At 65.8% G+C, this 17,128-nt stretch carries 12 protein-coding genes; 7 read left to right on the top strand and 5 right to left on the bottom strand.

Annotation, left to right across the window (positions count from 1 at the left end; all coding sequences use genetic code 11):
* Window positions 1-121: 121 nt before the first annotated feature.
* Window positions 122-1,375: an MltA domain-containing protein gene (locus VGN72_09375; protein HEV7299561.1), complete on the bottom strand. Its 1,254-nt coding sequence runs from the start codon at window positions 1,373-1,375 to the stop codon at window positions 122-124.
* A gap of 268 nt (window positions 1,376-1,643) precedes the next feature.
* Between VGN72_09375 and VGN72_09370 the strand changes: the two genes are divergently transcribed.
* Both VGN72_09370 and lipA read left to right on the top strand, forming a co-directional pair.
* Complete coding sequence (locus VGN72_09370; GenBank protein HEV7299560.1) at window positions 1,644-3,143, top strand: AAA family ATPase; 1,500 nt, start codon at window positions 1,644-1,646, stop codon at window positions 3,141-3,143.
* Window positions 3,144-3,593: 450 nt separating this feature from the next.
* Window positions 3,594-4,511 carry a lipoyl synthase gene (gene lipA, locus VGN72_09365; GenBank protein ID HEV7299559.1) on the top strand — a complete coding sequence of 306 codons (918 nt, stop codon included), beginning with the start codon at window positions 3,594-3,596 and terminating at the stop codon, window positions 4,509-4,511.
* A 506-nt stretch (window positions 4,512-5,017) separates the two neighbouring features.
* Here the strand turns inward: lipA and VGN72_09360 are convergent.
* The gene (locus VGN72_09360) at window positions 5,018-7,699 is read right to left on the bottom strand and encodes a VCBS repeat-containing protein (protein ID HEV7299558.1); all 2,682 of its coding nucleotides are present in this window, start codon (window positions 7,697-7,699) and stop codon (window positions 5,018-5,020) included.
* A 306-nt stretch (window positions 7,700-8,005) separates the two neighbouring features.
* On the opposite strand from VGN72_09360, the gene VGN72_09355 reads away from it, so the two are divergent.
* Window positions 8,006-9,097 (top strand): Gfo/Idh/MocA family oxidoreductase, encoded by a 1,092-nt coding sequence (locus VGN72_09355; protein HEV7299557.1) that lies wholly within the window; start codon window positions 8,006-8,008, stop codon window positions 9,095-9,097.
* 425 nt (window positions 9,098-9,522) lie between these two features.
* Here VGN72_09355 and VGN72_09350 read toward each other — a convergent pair whose 3' ends face one another.
* A complete protein-coding gene (locus tag VGN72_09350) occupies window positions 9,523-11,238 on the bottom strand; it encodes a lysylphosphatidylglycerol synthase domain-containing protein (GenBank protein ID HEV7299556.1) in 1,716 nt (571 codons plus the stop codon).
* Between the two features lie 448 nt (window positions 11,239-11,686).
* Between VGN72_09350 and hpt the strand changes: the two genes are divergently transcribed.
* Both hpt and VGN72_09340 read left to right on the top strand, forming a co-directional pair.
* Window positions 11,687-12,250 carry a hypoxanthine phosphoribosyltransferase gene (hpt, locus tag VGN72_09345; GenBank protein ID HEV7299555.1) on the top strand — a complete coding sequence of 188 codons (564 nt, stop codon included), beginning with the start codon at window positions 11,687-11,689 and terminating at the stop codon, window positions 12,248-12,250.
* On the top strand, window positions 12,250-12,894 hold the full coding sequence (locus tag VGN72_09340) for a PH domain-containing protein (GenBank protein HEV7299554.1): 645 nt from the start codon (window positions 12,250-12,252) through the stop codon (window positions 12,892-12,894). The genes hpt and VGN72_09340 overlap by 1 nt, the downstream gene beginning before the upstream one ends.
* A gap of 34 nt (window positions 12,895-12,928) precedes the next feature.
* Here the strand turns inward: VGN72_09340 and VGN72_09335 are convergent, their stop codons facing one another.
* On the bottom strand, window positions 12,929-14,170 hold the full coding sequence (locus VGN72_09335; GenBank protein HEV7299553.1) for an amidohydrolase family protein: 1,242 nt from the start codon (window positions 14,168-14,170) through the stop codon (window positions 12,929-12,931).
* Complete coding sequence (locus tag VGN72_09330) at window positions 14,167-14,817, bottom strand: hypothetical protein (protein HEV7299552.1); 651 nt, start codon at window positions 14,815-14,817, stop codon at window positions 14,167-14,169. Before VGN72_09330 ends, VGN72_09335 begins: the two co-directional genes overlap by 4 nt.
* A 195-nt stretch (window positions 14,818-15,012) precedes the next feature.
* Between VGN72_09330 and VGN72_09325 the strand changes: the two genes are divergently transcribed.
* Window positions 15,013-16,116, top strand: a complete 1,104-nt coding sequence (locus tag VGN72_09325; protein HEV7299551.1) for a DPP IV N-terminal domain-containing protein — start codon at window positions 15,013-15,015, stop codon at window positions 16,114-16,116.
* A gap of 3 nt (window positions 16,117-16,119) precedes the next feature.
* The gene (gene tsaB / locus VGN72_09320; protein HEV7299550.1) at window positions 16,120-16,827 is read left to right on the top strand and encodes a tRNA (adenosine(37)-N6)-threonylcarbamoyltransferase complex dimerization subunit type 1 TsaB; all 708 of its coding nucleotides are present in this window, start codon (window positions 16,120-16,122) and stop codon (window positions 16,825-16,827) included.
* Window positions 16,828-17,128 lie beyond the last annotated feature (301 nt).

Genomic DNA, 17,128 nt, shown 5'->3' with positions numbered 1-17,128 from the left:
GAAAACCCAATTTGGGGCGATCGCCCGTAGGGGCAGGCCTCCGTGCCTGCCCGTTTTTTCGGCAGAAGACGAGGCGGGCAGGCGCGGAGGCCTGCCCCTACGAGACCTTTTCAGACAGAACCTAGTGGTCGCCGGTCGTGTCCATCTGCTGAAGGTAGGTCTCGATGTGCTCCGGCTTCAGCGCGACGTAGTACAGCGCCCCGGGGTTCAACTGCTGCCCCGACCGCGCCTCGGCGGCGGGGCCGATGCCCATGTAGATGTCGGTTCGACCGGCGGCGCGGATGGCGCCGCCGGTGTCCTGGTCCATCATGAACCCGCGGTAGGGCAGTGGCGTGCCGGCCTGGTCGACGACGGGCGCGTCCAGGAACGCGGGCATGGCGCGCGGGTAGACGGACTTGTCGGTCGCGATGCTCGCCATCTCGGTCACCGGCACGTTCAGGCTGCCGTAGGGGCCACCCGCGGTCTCGGCGAAGAAGACGTAGCGGGGGTTCATCGACAGGTAACGATCCTGTTCTTCCGGGTGGTTGGCGAAGTAGGCCTTTAAGCCGCGCAGGCTGAGCTGTTCCTTAGTGATCTTCCCATCGTCCACCATCTGCCGGCCGGGACTGACGTACTCCAGCCCATTGGCGCCGGCGTAGCCGATCTCGAGCATCTCGCCGCCCGGCAGTTGCAGGCGGGCGCTGCCCTGGATGGTGATGATGTAGACGTCCAGCTTGCTCTTGAGCCAGACGATCTCCTGCCCCGCCAGCACGCCTTCCTGCTCGATCTGCTGGCGGCTGTAGTAGGGCACGAGCGAGCCCTCCTCGGTCCGCCGGCCAGCGACTTCACCGCTGATCGGATCGGAAACGAGGTCGGCGGGCCGCTTGTACAGCGGGTAGAGGTAAGGGCCAGTCTTCGTCACACTGGCGTCGTAGATCGGCGTGCAATAGGCGGTGAAGAGCACGCGGTTGGTGAAGTCGCCCGTCTGCGGGTCGCGCCCGCCGATGCTTTGGTAGACCTCGAACTTGTCGGCGATCGTGCGCGAGAACTCCTCGTCGGAAACGCCCATCGAGCTGCCGGCGATCGTCTCGCGCAGCGCCAGCAAACTGGCCTTGGCGCGGTCGTGGGTGATGTCGAGGTACGGGTAGAACGTCTTGCTGCTGGCGCGGTTCAGGTACTGAATGCTGTGGTCGATAGATTTGGTCAGGTCGGCGGGGTTGCTCTGGCGCAGCGAGAAGGTCGGGTACTCGGCCGGCGAGATCTTCCGCAGCGCCAACTGGCCCGGGGCCAGCTCTTCGCTGTAGTTAATCGTGTTCACCAGCGGCGGCTTCTTCGGGCGGCAACCGACGGACAGGCAGATGACGGACAGCACAAGCAGCAGACGAACCGGCAACATGATCCTCCTTGATCAGGCTGGCATCATACGGGGTGGGCGATTTGGATTGTAGGGGGGTGATTGGGTTCCTCTCCTATGTACCCATGGGAGAGGTTAGGTGAGGGTGATTTCGAACTGCTGAAGTCTCTCGTTTGGACGAAAGGCACCCTCACCTAGCCTCTCCCGGAGTACCGGGAGAGGGACCGGAGCACGTTCGTCTGGCCTTACAAGACTTCCCTCATCCCATAACGCCCGCTTCCCGCAATCTGCGGATAACATGCGAGGCATCATGCCACGTACCGATCTCGACTGCCTGAACCGTCTGCTGTCCGCCGGCCACGCGTGCGTTTACCTGCCGACGTTTGAAGAGGACCACGCGATGAACGTCGTGCGCTCGTCGGCGGCGGAGCAGGGGCGGGAACTGCTGATGTGGTCGGTCACGCGCGGCGTGTCCGACGGCATGCTGGCCGACGATCCACCGATCGCCGACACCGCCAACCCTGCCGGCGCGCTCACGCACTTGGCGATGCACCTGAAGCCGCACACGGTCATCGCGATGCTGGACCTGGCAGGTCACCTGAAGGACGACCGCGTGCTGCGTTGCCTGCGCGAGCTGATCGCGAAGGTCGAGCGGACCGATTCGACGCTAATGCTGATTGACGCCGCCAGCAGCGACCTGCCCGCCGCCATTGCCGCCGTCGCGGTGCGGCTCGACTTGTCGCTGCCGGGGCCCGTGGAACTGGAGGACATCGTGCGGCGAACCGTGCGCGAGGCGCATCGCAAGCAGTCGGTCGATGTCCAGCTGCGCAAGGAGGACTTGCAGGCGATCGTGCAGAACTTGCAGGGCCTGTCGCGCCGGTCGGCGCGGCAGGCGATCATCGAGACGCTCGTGGACGATCGGCGGTTGGACTCGGCCGACGTGCCGGGCATCATCGCGTTCAAGAAGCGGGCCCTGCGCGCCATGGGCGTGCTGGAGCCGGTCGAATCGTTCGCCACGCTGGAGGAGATCGGCGGAATGACGAACCTGAAGGCGTGGCTGAACCTGCGCAGCCGGGCGCTGTCGGACGAGGCCGCCGAGTTCGGCATCGAACCGCCGCGCGGCGTGCTGATGCTGGGCGTGCAGGGCGCCGGCAAAAGCCTGAGTGCCAAGGCCGTGGCAGCAGCGTGGAAGCGGCCACTGATGCGGCTGGACGTCGGGGCGCTCTACAACAGCTTCATCGGCGAGACCGAACGCCGCCTGCGCGACGCGCTGCAGCAGGCCGAGATGATGGCGCCGGTCATCCTCTGGATCGACGAGATCGAAAAAGCCTTCGCCTCGGCCGCCAGCCAGAGCAGCGACGGCGGCCTCAGCAAACGCATGTTCGGCTCGCTGCTGACTTGGATGCAGGAACACCGCAAGCCGGTCTTCATCATCGCCACCGCCAACGATGTGAGCGCGCTGCCACCCGAGCTGCTGCGCAAGGGCCGCTTCGACGAGATCTTCTTCATCGACCTGCCCAACGACACCACGCGGCGGCAGATCGTCGAGATCCACCTGAAGAAACGCAATCGCGACCCGGAACTGTTCGACCTGGACGCGATCGTGACGGCGTGCGACGGCTACAGCGGGGCCGAGATTGAGGCCGGCATCAAGGCGTCGATCTACACCGCCTTCGAGAGCGGCTCGCTGCTCAGCACGCGCATGATCGTCGAAGCGCTGCAGGTCAGCCCACCGCTGAGCGTGACGATGGCCGAGAAGCTGGCTTCCCTGCGGCAGTGGGCGGCGGGGCGGTGCGTGCCGGCGGACTGACTGAACGCCGTCGCCTAAGGCGCGTGCGAGGCCGATGGAGCGGCGCCCCAGCGCTGCACAGGGTCGCCCCAGCGCGGCAGAGGGCCGCTGCAGTGGTGCAGAGAGGCGTTGCAGCGCTGCAGGGCGGTGCTGCAGTGGTGCAGGGGGGCGCTGCAGCGCTGCAGAGGGGCGCTGCAGCGCTGCAGAAGGGCGTTGCAGTGGTGCAGAGGGGCTCTGCAGCGGTGCAGAGGGGCGTTGCAGTGGTGCAGGGGGGCATTGCAGCGCTGCAATGCCGTCTCCAGGGTCGGCGGAACGCCGTTATCTGTATTGATAAGACGCTTCCTCACCGGTTGCGCTTATGGGACGGCCGCGCGCGGCCCGCCCGGTGGAGTCGGAATGGTGTCGTCGGTCCGGCCAGGGGATTGGGGGGCGTTGCCTCGGTGTGGGGTCGTCCCTACAATTCCGCTGCCCATGGCACTCTCCCTGTCCCATCTCATTCAGACGCCCAACGCCTCTTCGCCCGCGAGCAACACGATGGGCCGTAAACCGTCGTGGCTGAAGATGAAGATGCCCGGCGGCGAGGGATACTCGCGGCTGTTGAAGCTCGTCAACGAGCAGAAGCTGCACACCGTCTGCCAAAGCGCCAAGTGCCCCAACATGGGCGAGTGCTGGAGCGCCGGCACCGCCACCGTGATGATCCTGGGCGACGTCTGCACCCGATCGTGCGGCTTCTGCCACATCGCCACGGGTCGCCCGCCGACTTTGGACCTGGAAGAACCCAAGCGCGTGGGTTACGCGGTGGCGCAGATGCAGTTGGGCCATGCGGTCATCACCAGCGTGAACCGCGACGAACTGCCCGATGGTGGGGCGGCGATCTGGGCGGAAACGATCCGCGAGATTCGGTTGCAGTCGCCCGGCACGAGCATCGAGGTCCTCATCCCCGATTTCTGCGGCGACTGGGACGCGCTGCAGCTCGTGCTCGACGCCCGGCCCGACATCCTCAACCACAACATGGAGAGCGTGCCGCGCATGTACAAGGTCGTGCGCCCGCAGGCGAAGTATCACCGCAGCCTGAAGCTGCTGCAGATCGCCAAGGAGCAGGGCTTTACGACCAAGACCGGCATGATGCTGGGCATCGGTGAAGAGCCGCACGAGATCGACAGCGCGATCGACGACCTTGTGAGCATCGGCTGCGACATCCTCACGCTCGGCCAGTACCTGCAACCCACCGCCAAGCATTTGCCCGTCGACCGCTGGGTCCACCCCGACGAGTTCGCCGAGTGGAAGGTGAAGGGCGAGGCCCGCGGACTTCGCCACGTTGAAAGCGGCCCGATGGTCCGCAGCAGCTACCACGCCGAGAAGCAAGTCCAAGCCCACGCCGCCGTCTAACCGCAACGCGAGTGCGCACGCGCCTCGCCGCGTCCTTCCTTCTTCTGTAGGACAGGCATTCCTGCCTGTCTCTCAGGGCGTCTTCTGTCTTCGCATTGGGTGGGACGGACATTCTTGTCTGTCTCTATTGCGCTCTCCTCTTGCGCACCAGAAGAGAACGCGAAGGTCGCGAAGTGCGGACACGAAGGACCGCGAAGAAGGCAAAGCATGCCCGGTGCGGCGGTCTGGGTAAGGCAAGACGCGAATTCGTGCACCATTTTGCACCATTGTGCAACATCGGTGATCGGCGTGCGGGGTGTCGATCGCACTCGCGTCGGTTATTCGGTTGTCAAAGAGCACGCTATCCATCTCTACGCTCGCGCTGCGCGATTGAGGGGGCTACGGCGCAACGTCGTTCGTTTTCCTTGGCGTCCTCCTTCGCGGCTTTCAACGAAAGAAGGCACGGGCAGATCATGCCCGTGCCTTCCAAGCGTTTGGCGTAGTTGCCGTTCTCTAACCGCTCGCCCTTAGACTACCGTAGTCACGAACCGCGGGTCTTCTGCGGTGATGATGGTCGTCCCATCGAACCGAACTGTGGGCGGTAGGCTGGCGGCGACGAAGCGGGTGGCGGAGTCCACGTTGGTCATAGCGATGCTGCGGATCAACCCGCCGGCGATCGGTGCGCCGATCGCGTCGGCGCCGGCGTAGAACTCCGAGCCGGTCACGCTGCCGCGAACGGACAGTCGCGTGATGATGCCGGCGGCGCTCGTGTCGTCGGGCGTGTTGGGGACGTTGTCCGGACCGTAGCTCCAGCCCGCGCGAACGCTGGCATTGGTCGCGTTGCCCGTCACCGCGAGCGACCCAACGTTGGCCGCGGCCAATTTGCCGGCAAAGTCGCCCTTCACGGTCAGCGAGCGGACGGAACCGGCGACGTTGCCCACCCAGCCGGTCGGCACCGAACCGCCGATCGTCACGGTGCCCACGTTGCCACCGATCGCCCAAGGCTGCGCCCCCACATTGCTACCAATGCGGACACTGGCCAGCGCGGTGCCGCGAGGGGCGTCAGCGCCAGTCAGGGTAACGCTGGGGTCGAAGTTGTCGTCGATCGTAATGCTGCCGATGTACGGGGCGCTGAGCGAGTCGGCGTCGAAGCCGACGTTCGTCCAGGCCAGCGCACGCAGGCTGCGGATGGGCGCGGTCGACGTGATTGTCGCGTCGCGCACGTCGGCGAGCCGGAGCGTGATCGGCGTGGTGCCGTTGAACGACACGGCCGCGTCGTCGATGTTGCCGTGAACGCCGTGCACGTCGTTCAGCGTCACCGTGCGCACGTCGCCGATCGTCATCGATCCCGTGATCTCGATCGCCTTGCCGTTCACCGCCGCCATCGGGCCGTTAACGTTCAGGTGGGTGACGAACACCTCGTTGGCGCCATCACCCTCGCCACCGCGTGCGGTGGCATTCAGGCGCGAGGCGGTCGTGGTGCCGTTCAGGGTCAACGTCAGCCCGTCGAGGCCGGTGCTGGCGATGCCGGTGCCCGGGCCGCTCAGCGAGAACGTGACGAGCGTGCCGTCGGCGTCGGTGAACGAGTAGCGGACGTTCCGCCGCGTGCCGACCTGGCCGAAGCTGGTCGTCTTCTCGAACGCGGTCGGCGTGGCGGCGGTGATCTCGGTCGCGTCGGTGATGCCGCTCGGCGTCACCTTGGCCAGCAGGAAGTAGGTGCCGTTAGCCAGCGATGCCGGCGCGACGAACCGGCCGGTCAACGTGACCTTGCCACCGGCGCGGGCGCTAACGGTCTTGTTGAACAGCGTGGCGCCGGTATCCAGCGCGACGTCGCTCGCATCCAGCGTGCCGTCCAGCGAGGCGTAGAGCGTCACGTTGGCCTTGCCGCGCACGGCCGTCGCCGAGGTGTTGTTGATGATCACCTGCGCCGTCGCGCGATCGCCGGGCACGAACACGCTCGGCAGCGTCACCCGACCAAATTCGGCCGTCAGCGGGTTGGCCGGCGCAGGGTCAGTCGGCGGGGACGTGGTGTCGCCGGGCAGGCCGGGCGTGCTGGTGTTCAGGTGAACGGTGAAGGCGTCGGCATCGTAGTTGGCCACGACCAGGTCAACCTTGCCGTCGCCGTTGAAGTCCCCTTGCGCCATGGCATACGGGAACGCGCCGGTGGTCGCGTAGTCGCGCTCCGTCACGAATGTGCCGTCACCCTTGCCCTGCAGCGTGTAAAGGCTGTCCTGGCCACCCAGTGCCAGCGCGTCGAGGTTGCCGTCCCCGTCGACGTCGGCCGTCGCGACGGCGCGATGGTAGAACGTCGGGAAGTCCGGCACGACCGGGGCGGCGAACGTGCCGTCACCGTTGTTCTGGAGGTAGTCGATCGTGAAGACGTTGGTGCCCGACAGCGCCACGACCAGGTCGGCCTTGCCGTCCTTGTTGAAGTCGCCAGCGGCCACGGAATTGGGGACGTTAACGAACTGCGTGTAGTTCGTGCTGGGCGCAGTCATCGGGTTCAACACGACCGCCAGTTGCCGACTGCCCGCCGACGCGTCGTCAACCGTCGCTATGTCCAGCGTGCCGTTGCCGTCGTAGTCGTCGATCGCGAGCGTTTCGGCCGACGTGATGTTCAGCGCGCCGGTGACGGGCACGCTGGCGAACCCGCCGTTGCCCAGGCCCGCGTAGATGCGATAGCCGCGCGCGTCACCGGCGATGTTGCCGACGATCACGAGGTCGTTCAGACCGTCGTTATTCATGTCGCGCAGCTTCGCGGCGCCGGCGGCCAGGCCGGTGGCGACGGGCGTTTGCGCGGTTAGGTTTGCGAAGTTGTTGGCCGCTGCGCTGTTGAGGTAGACGACGTAGGTGCCGTCGGTCGATACGACGACGAGGTCGATGTCAGCGTCGCCGTCGAGCTTGCCTGCAGCGATGTATTCCGGCGCGACGCCACCGGTGGGGAAGGTGAACACCGAGCTGAACGAGCCGTTGGTGCCTGGGTTGCCGTACCGCACGCTGATGCCGTTGGCCGCCGAGTTCGCCGTGGCCACGTCGGGCTGGCCGTCACCGTTGAGGTCGGCGACAACGATGTCGGTCGGTCGGGCGCCGACCGAAAATTGGAATCCGTCGGCGTACGATGCGCTCATCAGCACCCGCCGCTCCATCGCCTCGATCGCGACCGCCAAGGCCCTGGAACCCACCCGCACCCGTTTAGAACTACGACGCATCGATCCTCCCATAAAACTGTTAAAACCTGCAACAGGCGGCAACTGTAAGTCGCGTCAACGCGGACGCAATCGGAATCGCAACAAGTTGAAGTGGATTTTCACCATTTTGCATCAGTGGTGCCCTGCACACCCGGCATGCGCGGCACAGAGCGTCATCTCGCGAGGGCTGGCAATCGACCTGACGGCGATTCCGCGAACGCCGGGGATGCTTGGAGCGGCGTTTGGCGGTATGTTTTGCCAAGCGCGCCTGCGTGGCCAGTTCAACCGGGCTACGACGCGGCGAGCGGACTTAACGGAGACTGCACCTTGACGGACGGATCGTTACGTTTCGGAATCGTTGGCTGTGGCAGCATCGGGCCCACGCACGCGGGCGCTATCAAGCAGCTCGCCGGCATGCAGATCGTGGCCTGCGCCGACCCCGTCGCCGACCGGGCCCGCGCCTTGGCCGACAAGTTCGGCATTCCGAAGGTGTACGCGAGCGATGCGGAACTGCTGGCTGACGCAGACGTGGACGTCGTCTGCCTCTGCACGCCCAGCGGCATGCACGCCGACGGCGCCGTCGCGGCGCTGCGGGCGGGTAAGCACGTGATCGTGGAAAAGCCGATGGAGGTCTCGCTGGCCGCCTGCGATCGCATGATTGCCGCGGTCGATGAGACCGGGAAGAAGCTGACCGTCATCAGCCAGCACCGCTTCGACGCCGCCAGCCAGCTGGCCAAGAAGAAGCTTGCCGACGGCGAACTGGGAAAGGTCATCCTGGCGACGGCCGACGTGAAGTGGTGGCGCACGCAGGCCTACTACGACAGTGGCGATTGGCGCGGAACCTGGGCAATGGACGGCGGTGGGGCGCTGATGAACCAGGGCGTGCACACGGTCGATCTGCTGCAGTGGCTGGCCGGTGACGTGCGGTCGGTGAACGCGCAGATCCGCACGAGCGCGCACGAACGCATCGAAGTTGAAGACATCGCCGTCGCCACGCTGGCGTTCGCCAACGGCGCCGTCGGCACGTTCGTCGCGTCGACGGCCGCCTATCCGGCGCTACCGGTAAAGGTCGACATCTTCGGCACCAATGGCGGCATGAGCATCGAGGGCGACGTGCTGCAACTGCTGGCGATCAAGGGGCAGGAGACGCTGCGCGGCACCGGCGCCAGCGCCCACGCGCTGGCCGTCGCCGGCGGTGGCACCGCCAGCGTGAAGGACGAGGCCGCCACGCGCAGCGCCGCTGCCGACCCCGGCGCGGTGTGGGGCGACGCCCACCGCGAGCAGATCCGCGACTTCATCACCGCCATTCGCGAAGACCGCCAGCCGCTGATTGATGCGCGCGCGGCGCGGAAACCGGTGGAGATCATCCTGGCGATCTACGAGAGCGCTCGGACGGGGAAGACGGTTCAGCTGGGTTGATTGGAAACTGGCCCCGGCGCCTGGAGCAGAGCCCATCGTTCAGCAGCTTTTGGGTGCCACGGTCTGGTACTCCAAGCCGTGTCTTCGCTGCTGATGAAAGACACGGCATGGAGTGCCAGACCCTGGCACCCAGCACAACGCGTCATTCTGAGAGGGTATTAAAGTACAGTGGCGCGTCCGGTCCGACCGTGGCATGGGCGTCTCGCCCATGCGTGTGGAGGGGCCGGAAGACATCATTGGTTGCAGCGGCTTGGTCGGCGCAGCGGCCAACAAATGAAGCTTCTATTTCCAGTCCACACGCATGGGCGAGACGCCCATGCCACGGCAAGGCAGCCGCGACCGTGTTCTTTAATACCCTCTCAGGATGACAAGGTTTGGCACGGTATAGATATCGCGGTCGATGGTGAGGCGCGACAAGCACGCCCTCACACGCTTTCGATGTGACCGACGCGCAACGGGTCGCGGCCGGATTCGGCGCGGGAGCGGATCATCCGGCCTTGGGCGCCGGGCATGTCTAAGGCGCCGCGAATGTCCAACACGTACGCGACGGTCGCCAGCACGACCTCGCCAACCACCGTCCATAGGCGAAGCAGGATCGCCAGGAACGCCAGCAGCGCGGTGCGATCGGTGCCGTGCAGTTCGGTGATGTGGGCCGGCAGGACGAGCTGCATTGCCGCGATGAAGACGAACTCGCGCACGCCGATGCCACCGGGGGCCCAGAAGGCCAAGAAGCCGGCGCACCAAGCGAGGCAGTAGGCGCCGGACACGGTCCACCAGTGGTCGAACTCCAGCCCCAGCACGGGTTGCACGAGCAGGAAGACCGCGATGTTCTGCCAGATGAGCGCGATTAGCGTGCGGCCGAGCATGCGGATGAGCGCCCAGCCGCTAAGGCGTTCGACGAACTTCGGCTTCTTCAGCCGCACCATGAGCGCGTCGACCAGACCGTAGAAGACCTTCGGGTGCAGGAACAGCGCTAGCAACGGTACAAGCGCGGCGCAGGCGTACAGCCAGATGCGCGCATCGGGGTGAATCTTGATCCCGAAGTACAGGAAGCAGGCCGCCGCGATGATGACGTTGGCGAGCAGGAAGACCGCCAGTTCCAGCACCTGGCTGGTGGATGACACGCTACCACTGACACCGTACGGCCGCACGAGGTAAATGCGTCCCATGATCTGCCAGATGGCGCCGGGCAGGTAGCGGGCAAGCTCGCTGGTCGACCAGATGCGCACGGCCGGCGCAACGGGCAACTTGTGACCGAGCCCGATCAGGATGCGCCGCCAGGAGATCGCGCGGAACGCCAGGAACAGCGTGAACATGATCGCCGCCGCGGCGAAGCGGACGGGGTTGGTGTCCAGCAGTTCGGCCCGAACGACCGGCCACGATTGGATGATCGGTTTGCTGATCCAATAGAAGATCGCGATCGTGATCACCAGCCCACCCACCCGGCGCAGCCACGGTTTCCCTCGCCGCCAGATGAGGTGGGCCCGGCGGTAGTGGCGTTCGTCGATCGCGAGGATCTCCGGGTCCGGCTCGCGCTCGAACGGGCCGCCCGCAATCAACCGGCGACGCCGGCGGCGGGGGGGCAGCAGATCGATACCCTGACGGCGCAACCACGGGCGCACCTTCCGCCTAACCTTCGGCGCAAGCTGCAGCGATTTGTTGATGATCGTGCGGCCCGGCCACAACAGCAGCCACAGCGCCACCACCAGCAGCACGTACGCGATCAGGTAGACGTAGCCAAGGTTGTCGGCGCCGAACCAATGCAGCGGGCGGCGCAGCCACGGGTCATCGCGCTGCACGTAGATGTACACCAACGCACCCAACGGCGCGAGCAGGCAGGCGACGACCGTGCCCCACTTGTAGAACGTGCTTTCCCGCGGGATCGGCACGCCGCGCATCACGCGGGCCGTCAGCATGCGCTTGCCGGGGAAGCTGACCATCGCAAAGCCGATGAGGAACATCGGCAGCCCACCGGGCCCCGGAATGAGCGCACCGGCCGGCAGGCTGAAGAGGATCAGCAGCCAGCCCAGCAGGTTCTTGCCGATGATCCAGGCGTAGGTCATCAGCAACCGACGGCCGTATTCAAAGTGGCTCGTCGAGCCGCCTTTTGAGATGTTGTTACCGCGCGTCGATTGATTCATGTCCAGCCGTTCAAGCCCAACATACTAGCATCGCGAGCAACGGCGCGAAATGGCGGCCCGTTATGGAATTGCGCGGGCATTTTAATCGCGCCGGGCGTCACCGGGAACCGCGCGGGCCCGTAGAGGCGCCACTTGTTTGCCCTGTGCCTAAAGGCTGGCGGGCGAAACCTCTGCGTCGGCTAGGGACGTGTCATCCCGATGGAAGGCTTGCCGACCTGAGGGATCTCGACCGGCTGACGGTTCGTGGCCATGGGAGATCCCTCGGGTCGCTACCGCTCCCCTCGGGATGACAGGTAGCGCATTGATCTGCGGTTTTGTCCGCCAGCCTTTAGCTTTAGGGGTGAGGCAGTGCGGGCGCCACAAGTGTCGCCCGTACGAGAAGCGAGCCCACATCCGGGTCGGTCATTACGTTTACGCGTCGCGCGCGAACCTGTTACACTGCGCGACGATGCGACGCGACATAGAACGAGTCCTGATTTCCCGCGACCAGATCGCCGCCCGCATCGCGGAGATGGCGGCCCAGATCACCGCCGACCATTCACCACCGGCCATGCCGGATGGGGACGAGATCACCATCGTTCCCATCCTGACCGGCGCCATGATCTTCACCTGCGACCTGATCCGCCAGATCCCGATCGCGATGCGCATCGGCCTGTTGACGGTCAGCAGTTACCCGGGGTCCAGCGTGCGGTCGCAGGGCAGCCAAGTGCTGTCGCAGCAACTGGGCGACGTGCGCGGGCGGCACGTTTTGCTGCTGGACGATATTCTCGACAGTGGTGGCACGTTGCGGTTGGTGGTGCCGATCTTGCGCGACCTCGGGGCCGTCAGCGTCAAGACCTGCGTGCTGCTGCGGAAGAACCGTCCGGAGGCCAAGGACGTGCACGCCGACTATGTCGGGTTCGACATTCCAGACGAGTTCGTGGTCGGCTACGGGCTGGACTACAACAACTACTACCGCAACCTGCCCGACATCGTGACGCTCAGCAGCGAAGCGATCGAAAGGCGGGCCTGATGCGGACACAGCCGCTGGCCATAAATCGCGTCGCGGCGGCGGCGCGACCGACGCCTGCCGACCTCGCCGAGGCCGATTGCCGGGCCAGCGAGTTGCGGGCCGCGTCGGGGTCGGCGGTGGCGCCGGCGCGCAGCTCGATGGCGACGCTGCTGTCGTCACACATCTTGAATGATGGTGAACTGGTCCTGCTGGTGCTTCGGCCGTCGCTTTGGTTCATCCTGCTGTCGAGCCTGCGGTTCAGCGCCGCGGTGCTGATCGCGGTCATCGGCATGAAGCTGTGGGGCCGGGCCATCAGCGACCGCGTTTACATCGACATTGCCGCCGTCGCGATCGTCGGCCGGTTGATGTACGCGATCGTCGCGTGGATGGGCCGGCTGTACGTGCTGACCGACATGCGCATCCTGCGGCTGTCCGGCGTCTTCACGGTCGACGTCTTCGACTGCCCGCTGCGCAAGGTGGCGCGGACCCGCTTGAGCTTTCCCATTCGCGAGCGGTTGCTGCGGCTGGGGTCGATCGAGATCGTGCCCGCTGATGGGGAGATGCCGGCGACGGTGTGGTCGATGATCGCTCGCCCAGTCGAGGTGCATGAAACCGTGACTGCAGCGATCAGCCGTGCGAAGCAGAATGGGTTCGGCACGCGGTGATGACGCTGCGCTTCTGAGGCGGAAGCGGACAATTTCAACAGATTCGCGTCCCGCCGATCCAGACACCGTTTGGCAGATCAACTCGGTCGAGGATATTCCCTAATGGTTCGTCGGTGTGCGCCGCAAAACTCACGAGGTCCGCGAATCGTCCAACCGTCAATTGGCCGATCTCGCGATCCATCTGCAACGCTTTGGCAGCGCGAACGGTCACAAGTTCCCAAAGCTGGGCGGCTGGCACTTCAGGATGGGCTCGACGGACCAGCCGCAGGTCGTCCACCAGGTTCAGGTTTGGCGAGCTGGCGCAACTGTCGGTGCCGATTGCGACGTTGATGCCGGACGCCAGCATCTCGCGCCAGCGGTGGGGCGGGTGACCGAAAAACGCATGGGTGCGCGGGCAGTAGACGACGCTCGCACGGCCGCGCGCCAGCAGGGTCAGCTCGGTGTCATCGCAATAGTTCACGTGGGCCAGCAGGGTCGGGTGATCCAGCAGGCCCATCGATTCCGCATAGCGGATCGGCCCACCTCTAAATCGCGGGACGGCGTCGTCCCAACGCCCCAGCGACCGCCATAGTTCGCGGAATGGCCCGGTGTGGTCGGCGAGGAACGTCGCCTCATCCGACGTCTCGGCCAGGTGCGTTGCGATCGGGCGGCCAGTCCGTTTCGACCATTCCAAGCACTGGCGGTATCCGTCCGGCTCGATCGAATACGGCGCGTGCGGCGACACCCCGATGCGTAGCCTCTCACTGTCGCACGAAAGGTCGGTCGCCGTCGCGAAGCGCTCGTCGAGCAGGCTCCGCCGTTGCGCCATCGCTTGCACTTCCCCGAAGCTCACCACGCGCAGCGGCCCCTCCACCAGCACCGGTCGCGTGAACGCGCATTGCTTGCTGATGTCGCCGATGGTCGTCACGCCGTACTGAAGGCACTGCGCCACGCCCGCGCGCGCCGCGGCGGCCACCGCGGCCGGTACCTGATCCATGGGCGTCGCGCCCGTGGCGCCCATCAGGTTCTGCACCCACGGCACAAAGCCCGCAGGCGGTTGGCCGCAGGCGATGCTGGTCAGCTCCAGGTGAGCATGGGCGTTGATCAGGCCTGGCAGCAGAACGACCGCACCGCAATCTTCGACGGTCGCATCCGGATACCCCGCCCGCAGCGCCGCGGCAGGGCCCACGGCTAGAATGGTGCCGCCCGCGATCACCACGCCCGCGTCCCGCATTAACGGCCCGTCCATCGGCGCGACGAACGCAGCGGTCAGCAGGCGCTTTTGGGGCAGGGTCACGGGGAGTCCTCGGCCAGTTCCTTTGATAGTAGCATCGCGACGTTCCGCACGCGCTCCAGCCGTTGCTGGGCGATCTGGCGGACCGGTTCGAAGTGGAAGCCGTCCTTCAGGCGGGCGCTCCAATAGCCGTACTGCTCGCGCTTCTGAACGCCGTCGACCAGCTGGTGGACCCCGTCCCCGTTGCGCGCCAGTTCCACGGTCTGAGTAAACAGGCCGACGACGCTGAAGTCTTCGAGGTTGATCGCGTCGGCGAGCAGTTTGGCCTCGTCCAGCGCGGGTTGCCGTTGCGGCACCTCGTGCAGTACGCGGGCGGTGCGGTCGAGCAGCGCTTCCTCGGCAACGTCGCTTACCAGGCCCAGCAGCATCTCGGCGGCCTGCTCGGTGCGATCGCGCAGGGGCGTGCGGCCCAGCTTGGCCCGCACGCTATTCTTGCCGCCGCGCAAGGGCAGATGGACGGCGTAGCAGGCGAGTTCCAGTGAGTCCAACTGCACGTCGTTGGGGTTGGCGAGGTTCATGGTCAGGAACTTCTGCGCGCGTCGCCACAGGCGCGCCGCGTCGTCGACGAGGCGCGGCCCACCGGTGGGCGCATCATCCAGCGCGCGGAGCGCACGCTCCAACGGAACCATGATCTGCTTATCGACCGGCATCGTTCAAAACGGGTTGGGTCGGTCGGGACATCGAACCAGTGGCGCTGGCCATAGCAATGGCCTGCGCGGCAGCGCGTGCCCTACGTCCACAGGATGAACCGAGGCGATTTCCCCTTGGGTGGCCGCGCCACCCAAACCTTTTCTCCCACTTGCGCGGCAGTATGATCGAAGTTCGCGTAAATTGGAATACGTAACATGGCATCAACTTTCCCAACCGCTTGCGCCGTCCGATTAATGCTTTGCACCCTGATCGTCGCATTGCTCGCCAGCGCCGGTGGTTGCGCGGCGCCGTCGATCAACCCGCAACAGCCCGCAAGCGAATCGGACGTGCTGCGCGACGTGACGCAACTGACGCGCGGCTTCACCCGCGCCGGCGACGCGATCTTCTCGCCCGACATGCGCTGGATCGCGTTCCACGCTGCCGTCCCGGGCGAGCGGGCCGACCAGTTGTTCGTCGCGCCGCTGCAGCGCGACGGGCAGGCGATCACGGGGCTCGGCCGACCGATCCGCATCAGTCCCAAGGGCTCGGCCAACGCTGGCGTGGCGATGTCACCGGACGGCAATTCGGTTGTTTTCGCCTCCACTGGCACGCCGGAACCTTCGGCCACAACCACGACGGGACCCACCGCGACATCGGCCCCCACGCGCCTGTTCCGGGCCGACAATTGGCAGCCGGCCGTCGCCAGTGCCGAGCCGGGATCGATCGTGGACTTCGCACGCTACCCGTTCCCCGGTCCCGCGACGTTCGACGCCCAACCGGCGTGGTCGCCGGACGGGAAGTGGATCGCGTTCGCGAACCAGGACGGCGACAACGTCGACGTCCACGTCGCCCGGCCCAACGGGACCGACCGTGTGCGCATCACCCACAGCCCCGGCTTCGACGGCTACCCCGCCTTCTCGCCCGATGGCAAACGCCTGCTGTACAGCGCCGCCCGTGCCGATGACCGCACGCTCGACGTTTACGTCATCCAACTGACCGTCGACGAGAAGGGAAACATCACCGGCGGCCGCGGTGAGCGGGCACTGACAAAGAATGTCGGCATCGCCCGCAAGGCGACGTGGCACCCGGACGGAAAGCATGTTCTGTACGCGTCAAAGCTGCGCGATCAGGAGGGCTACCGGCTGCGCGTCATTCGGGCCGACGGCTCGATGCGAACCGACGTCACGCTCGCCGGCCCAAGCGACACGGCCCCGGTGGTGTCGCCCGATGGCCGGTACTTGCTCTGGACGGCCCGGAAGTCGCCGGATGGGTCGCCACAGGTCTTTATCGCACGGCTCACGCTGCCGAAGGGCGTTTAAGCCATGCGTGCCGTCGCAATCGAAACTTCGGGGCGGATCGGGTCGATCGCCCTGGTCGAACAGGGCCAGGTGCTGGACGAACGCACGTTCGCGCACGGCCTGCAACACGCCGCGGGGTTGCTACCGCTGATCGCCAGCGCCTGCGACGCGCGTGCATGGAAGCCGACGGATCTGAAGCAGATCTACGTATCGATCGGCCCGGGCTCATTCACCGGCCTGCGCATCGGCGTCACGCTCGCCAAGACGCTGGCCTTCGCGATCGGCGCCAAGGTCGTGGCGGTGCCATCCGTCCGCGTGCTGGTGGAAAACGTGCCCGCGGACGCGGGGCACGCCATCGTGGTGCTGGACGCCAAGCGCGACCAGATCTTCACAGCCCGCTTCGAGCGCAGCGGTGATGGTTGGATCGAGCGCGAGCCCGCCCACGTCGATTCCCTCGCCGCGATGCTTCAGCGATCGCCGCGGCCGGTGCAGTTGATCGGCGAGGGGATTCCGTACCACGAGAAGTTCATCGATCGGAAGGATGCGGGCATCGTCGTAACACCCGCAGACGCCTGGCGCGCCACCGCGGCCATGGTAGCGAAGTTGGGGTATGCCTTGGCCGAGCAGGGGGCTTTCGCGGACGTGTTCACGCTGGTGCCGCTGTACATTCGAAAACCGGAAGCGGAAGAAAAGGCCGATGCGAAGGAGGCTGCTGAGAAGGGCACGTTTTAGGCGTTGGTTGCCGGATTGAGCTCGGCCCCCAGCAAGGCGAGTTGTCATCCCGAGCGGAGCCTAAATGCCAGCGGACAAAACCTCTGCGCGAAAAGCAAACTTGTCATCCCGAGGGGAGCGGTAGCGACCCGAGGGATCTCTCATGGCTAGCACTGTCCGACATTTGAGATCCCTCAGGTCGCTACCGCTCCCCTCGGGATGACATTAGGTTTAGTACATTAGCCTTTAGCGACCTGAGGGGATCTCCCAATGACGTGAACGCTCGTCGAGCCGAGATCCCTCAGGTCGCCAAGGCTCCCAT

Source organism: Tepidisphaeraceae bacterium (genome assembly GCA_035998445.1).
In the GTDB taxonomy this organism is placed as follows: Bacteria; Planctomycetota; Phycisphaerae; order Tepidisphaerales; family Tepidisphaeraceae; genus DASYHQ01.
This window is presented reverse-complemented; position numbering and strand designations above follow the sequence as displayed.

Excerpts from the sequence above, each read along its gene's own strand:
- VGN72_09375 (HEV7299561.1), bottom strand. The coding sequence starts at position 1,375 with ATGTTGCCGGTTCGTCTGCTGCTTGTGCTGTCCGTCATCTGCCTGTCC.
- VGN72_09370 (HEV7299560.1), top strand. The coding sequence starts at position 1,644 with ATGCCACGTACCGATCTCGACTGCCTGAACCGTCTGCTGTCCGCCGGC.
- lipA (HEV7299559.1), top strand. The coding sequence starts at position 3,594 with ATGGCACTCTCCCTGTCCCATCTCATTCAGACGCCCAACGCCTCTTCG.
- VGN72_09360 (HEV7299558.1), bottom strand. The coding sequence starts at position 7,699 with ATGCGTCGTAGTTCTAAACGGGTGCGGGTGGGTTCCAGGGCCTTGGCG.
- VGN72_09350 (HEV7299556.1), bottom strand. The coding sequence starts at position 11,238 with ATGAATCAATCGACGCGCGGTAACAACATCTCAAAAGGCGGCTCGACG.
- hpt (HEV7299555.1), top strand. The coding sequence starts at position 11,687 with ATGCGACGCGACATAGAACGAGTCCTGATTTCCCGCGACCAGATCGCC.
- VGN72_09340 (HEV7299554.1), top strand. The coding sequence starts at position 12,250 with ATGCGGACACAGCCGCTGGCCATAAATCGCGTCGCGGCGGCGGCGCGA.
- VGN72_09330 (HEV7299552.1), bottom strand. The coding sequence starts at position 14,817 with ATGCCGGTCGATAAGCAGATCATGGTTCCGTTGGAGCGTGCGCTCCGC.
- VGN72_09325 (HEV7299551.1), top strand. The coding sequence starts at position 15,013 with ATGGCATCAACTTTCCCAACCGCTTGCGCCGTCCGATTAATGCTTTGC.
- tsaB (HEV7299550.1), top strand. The coding sequence starts at position 16,120 with ATGCGTGCCGTCGCAATCGAAACTTCGGGGCGGATCGGGTCGATCGCC.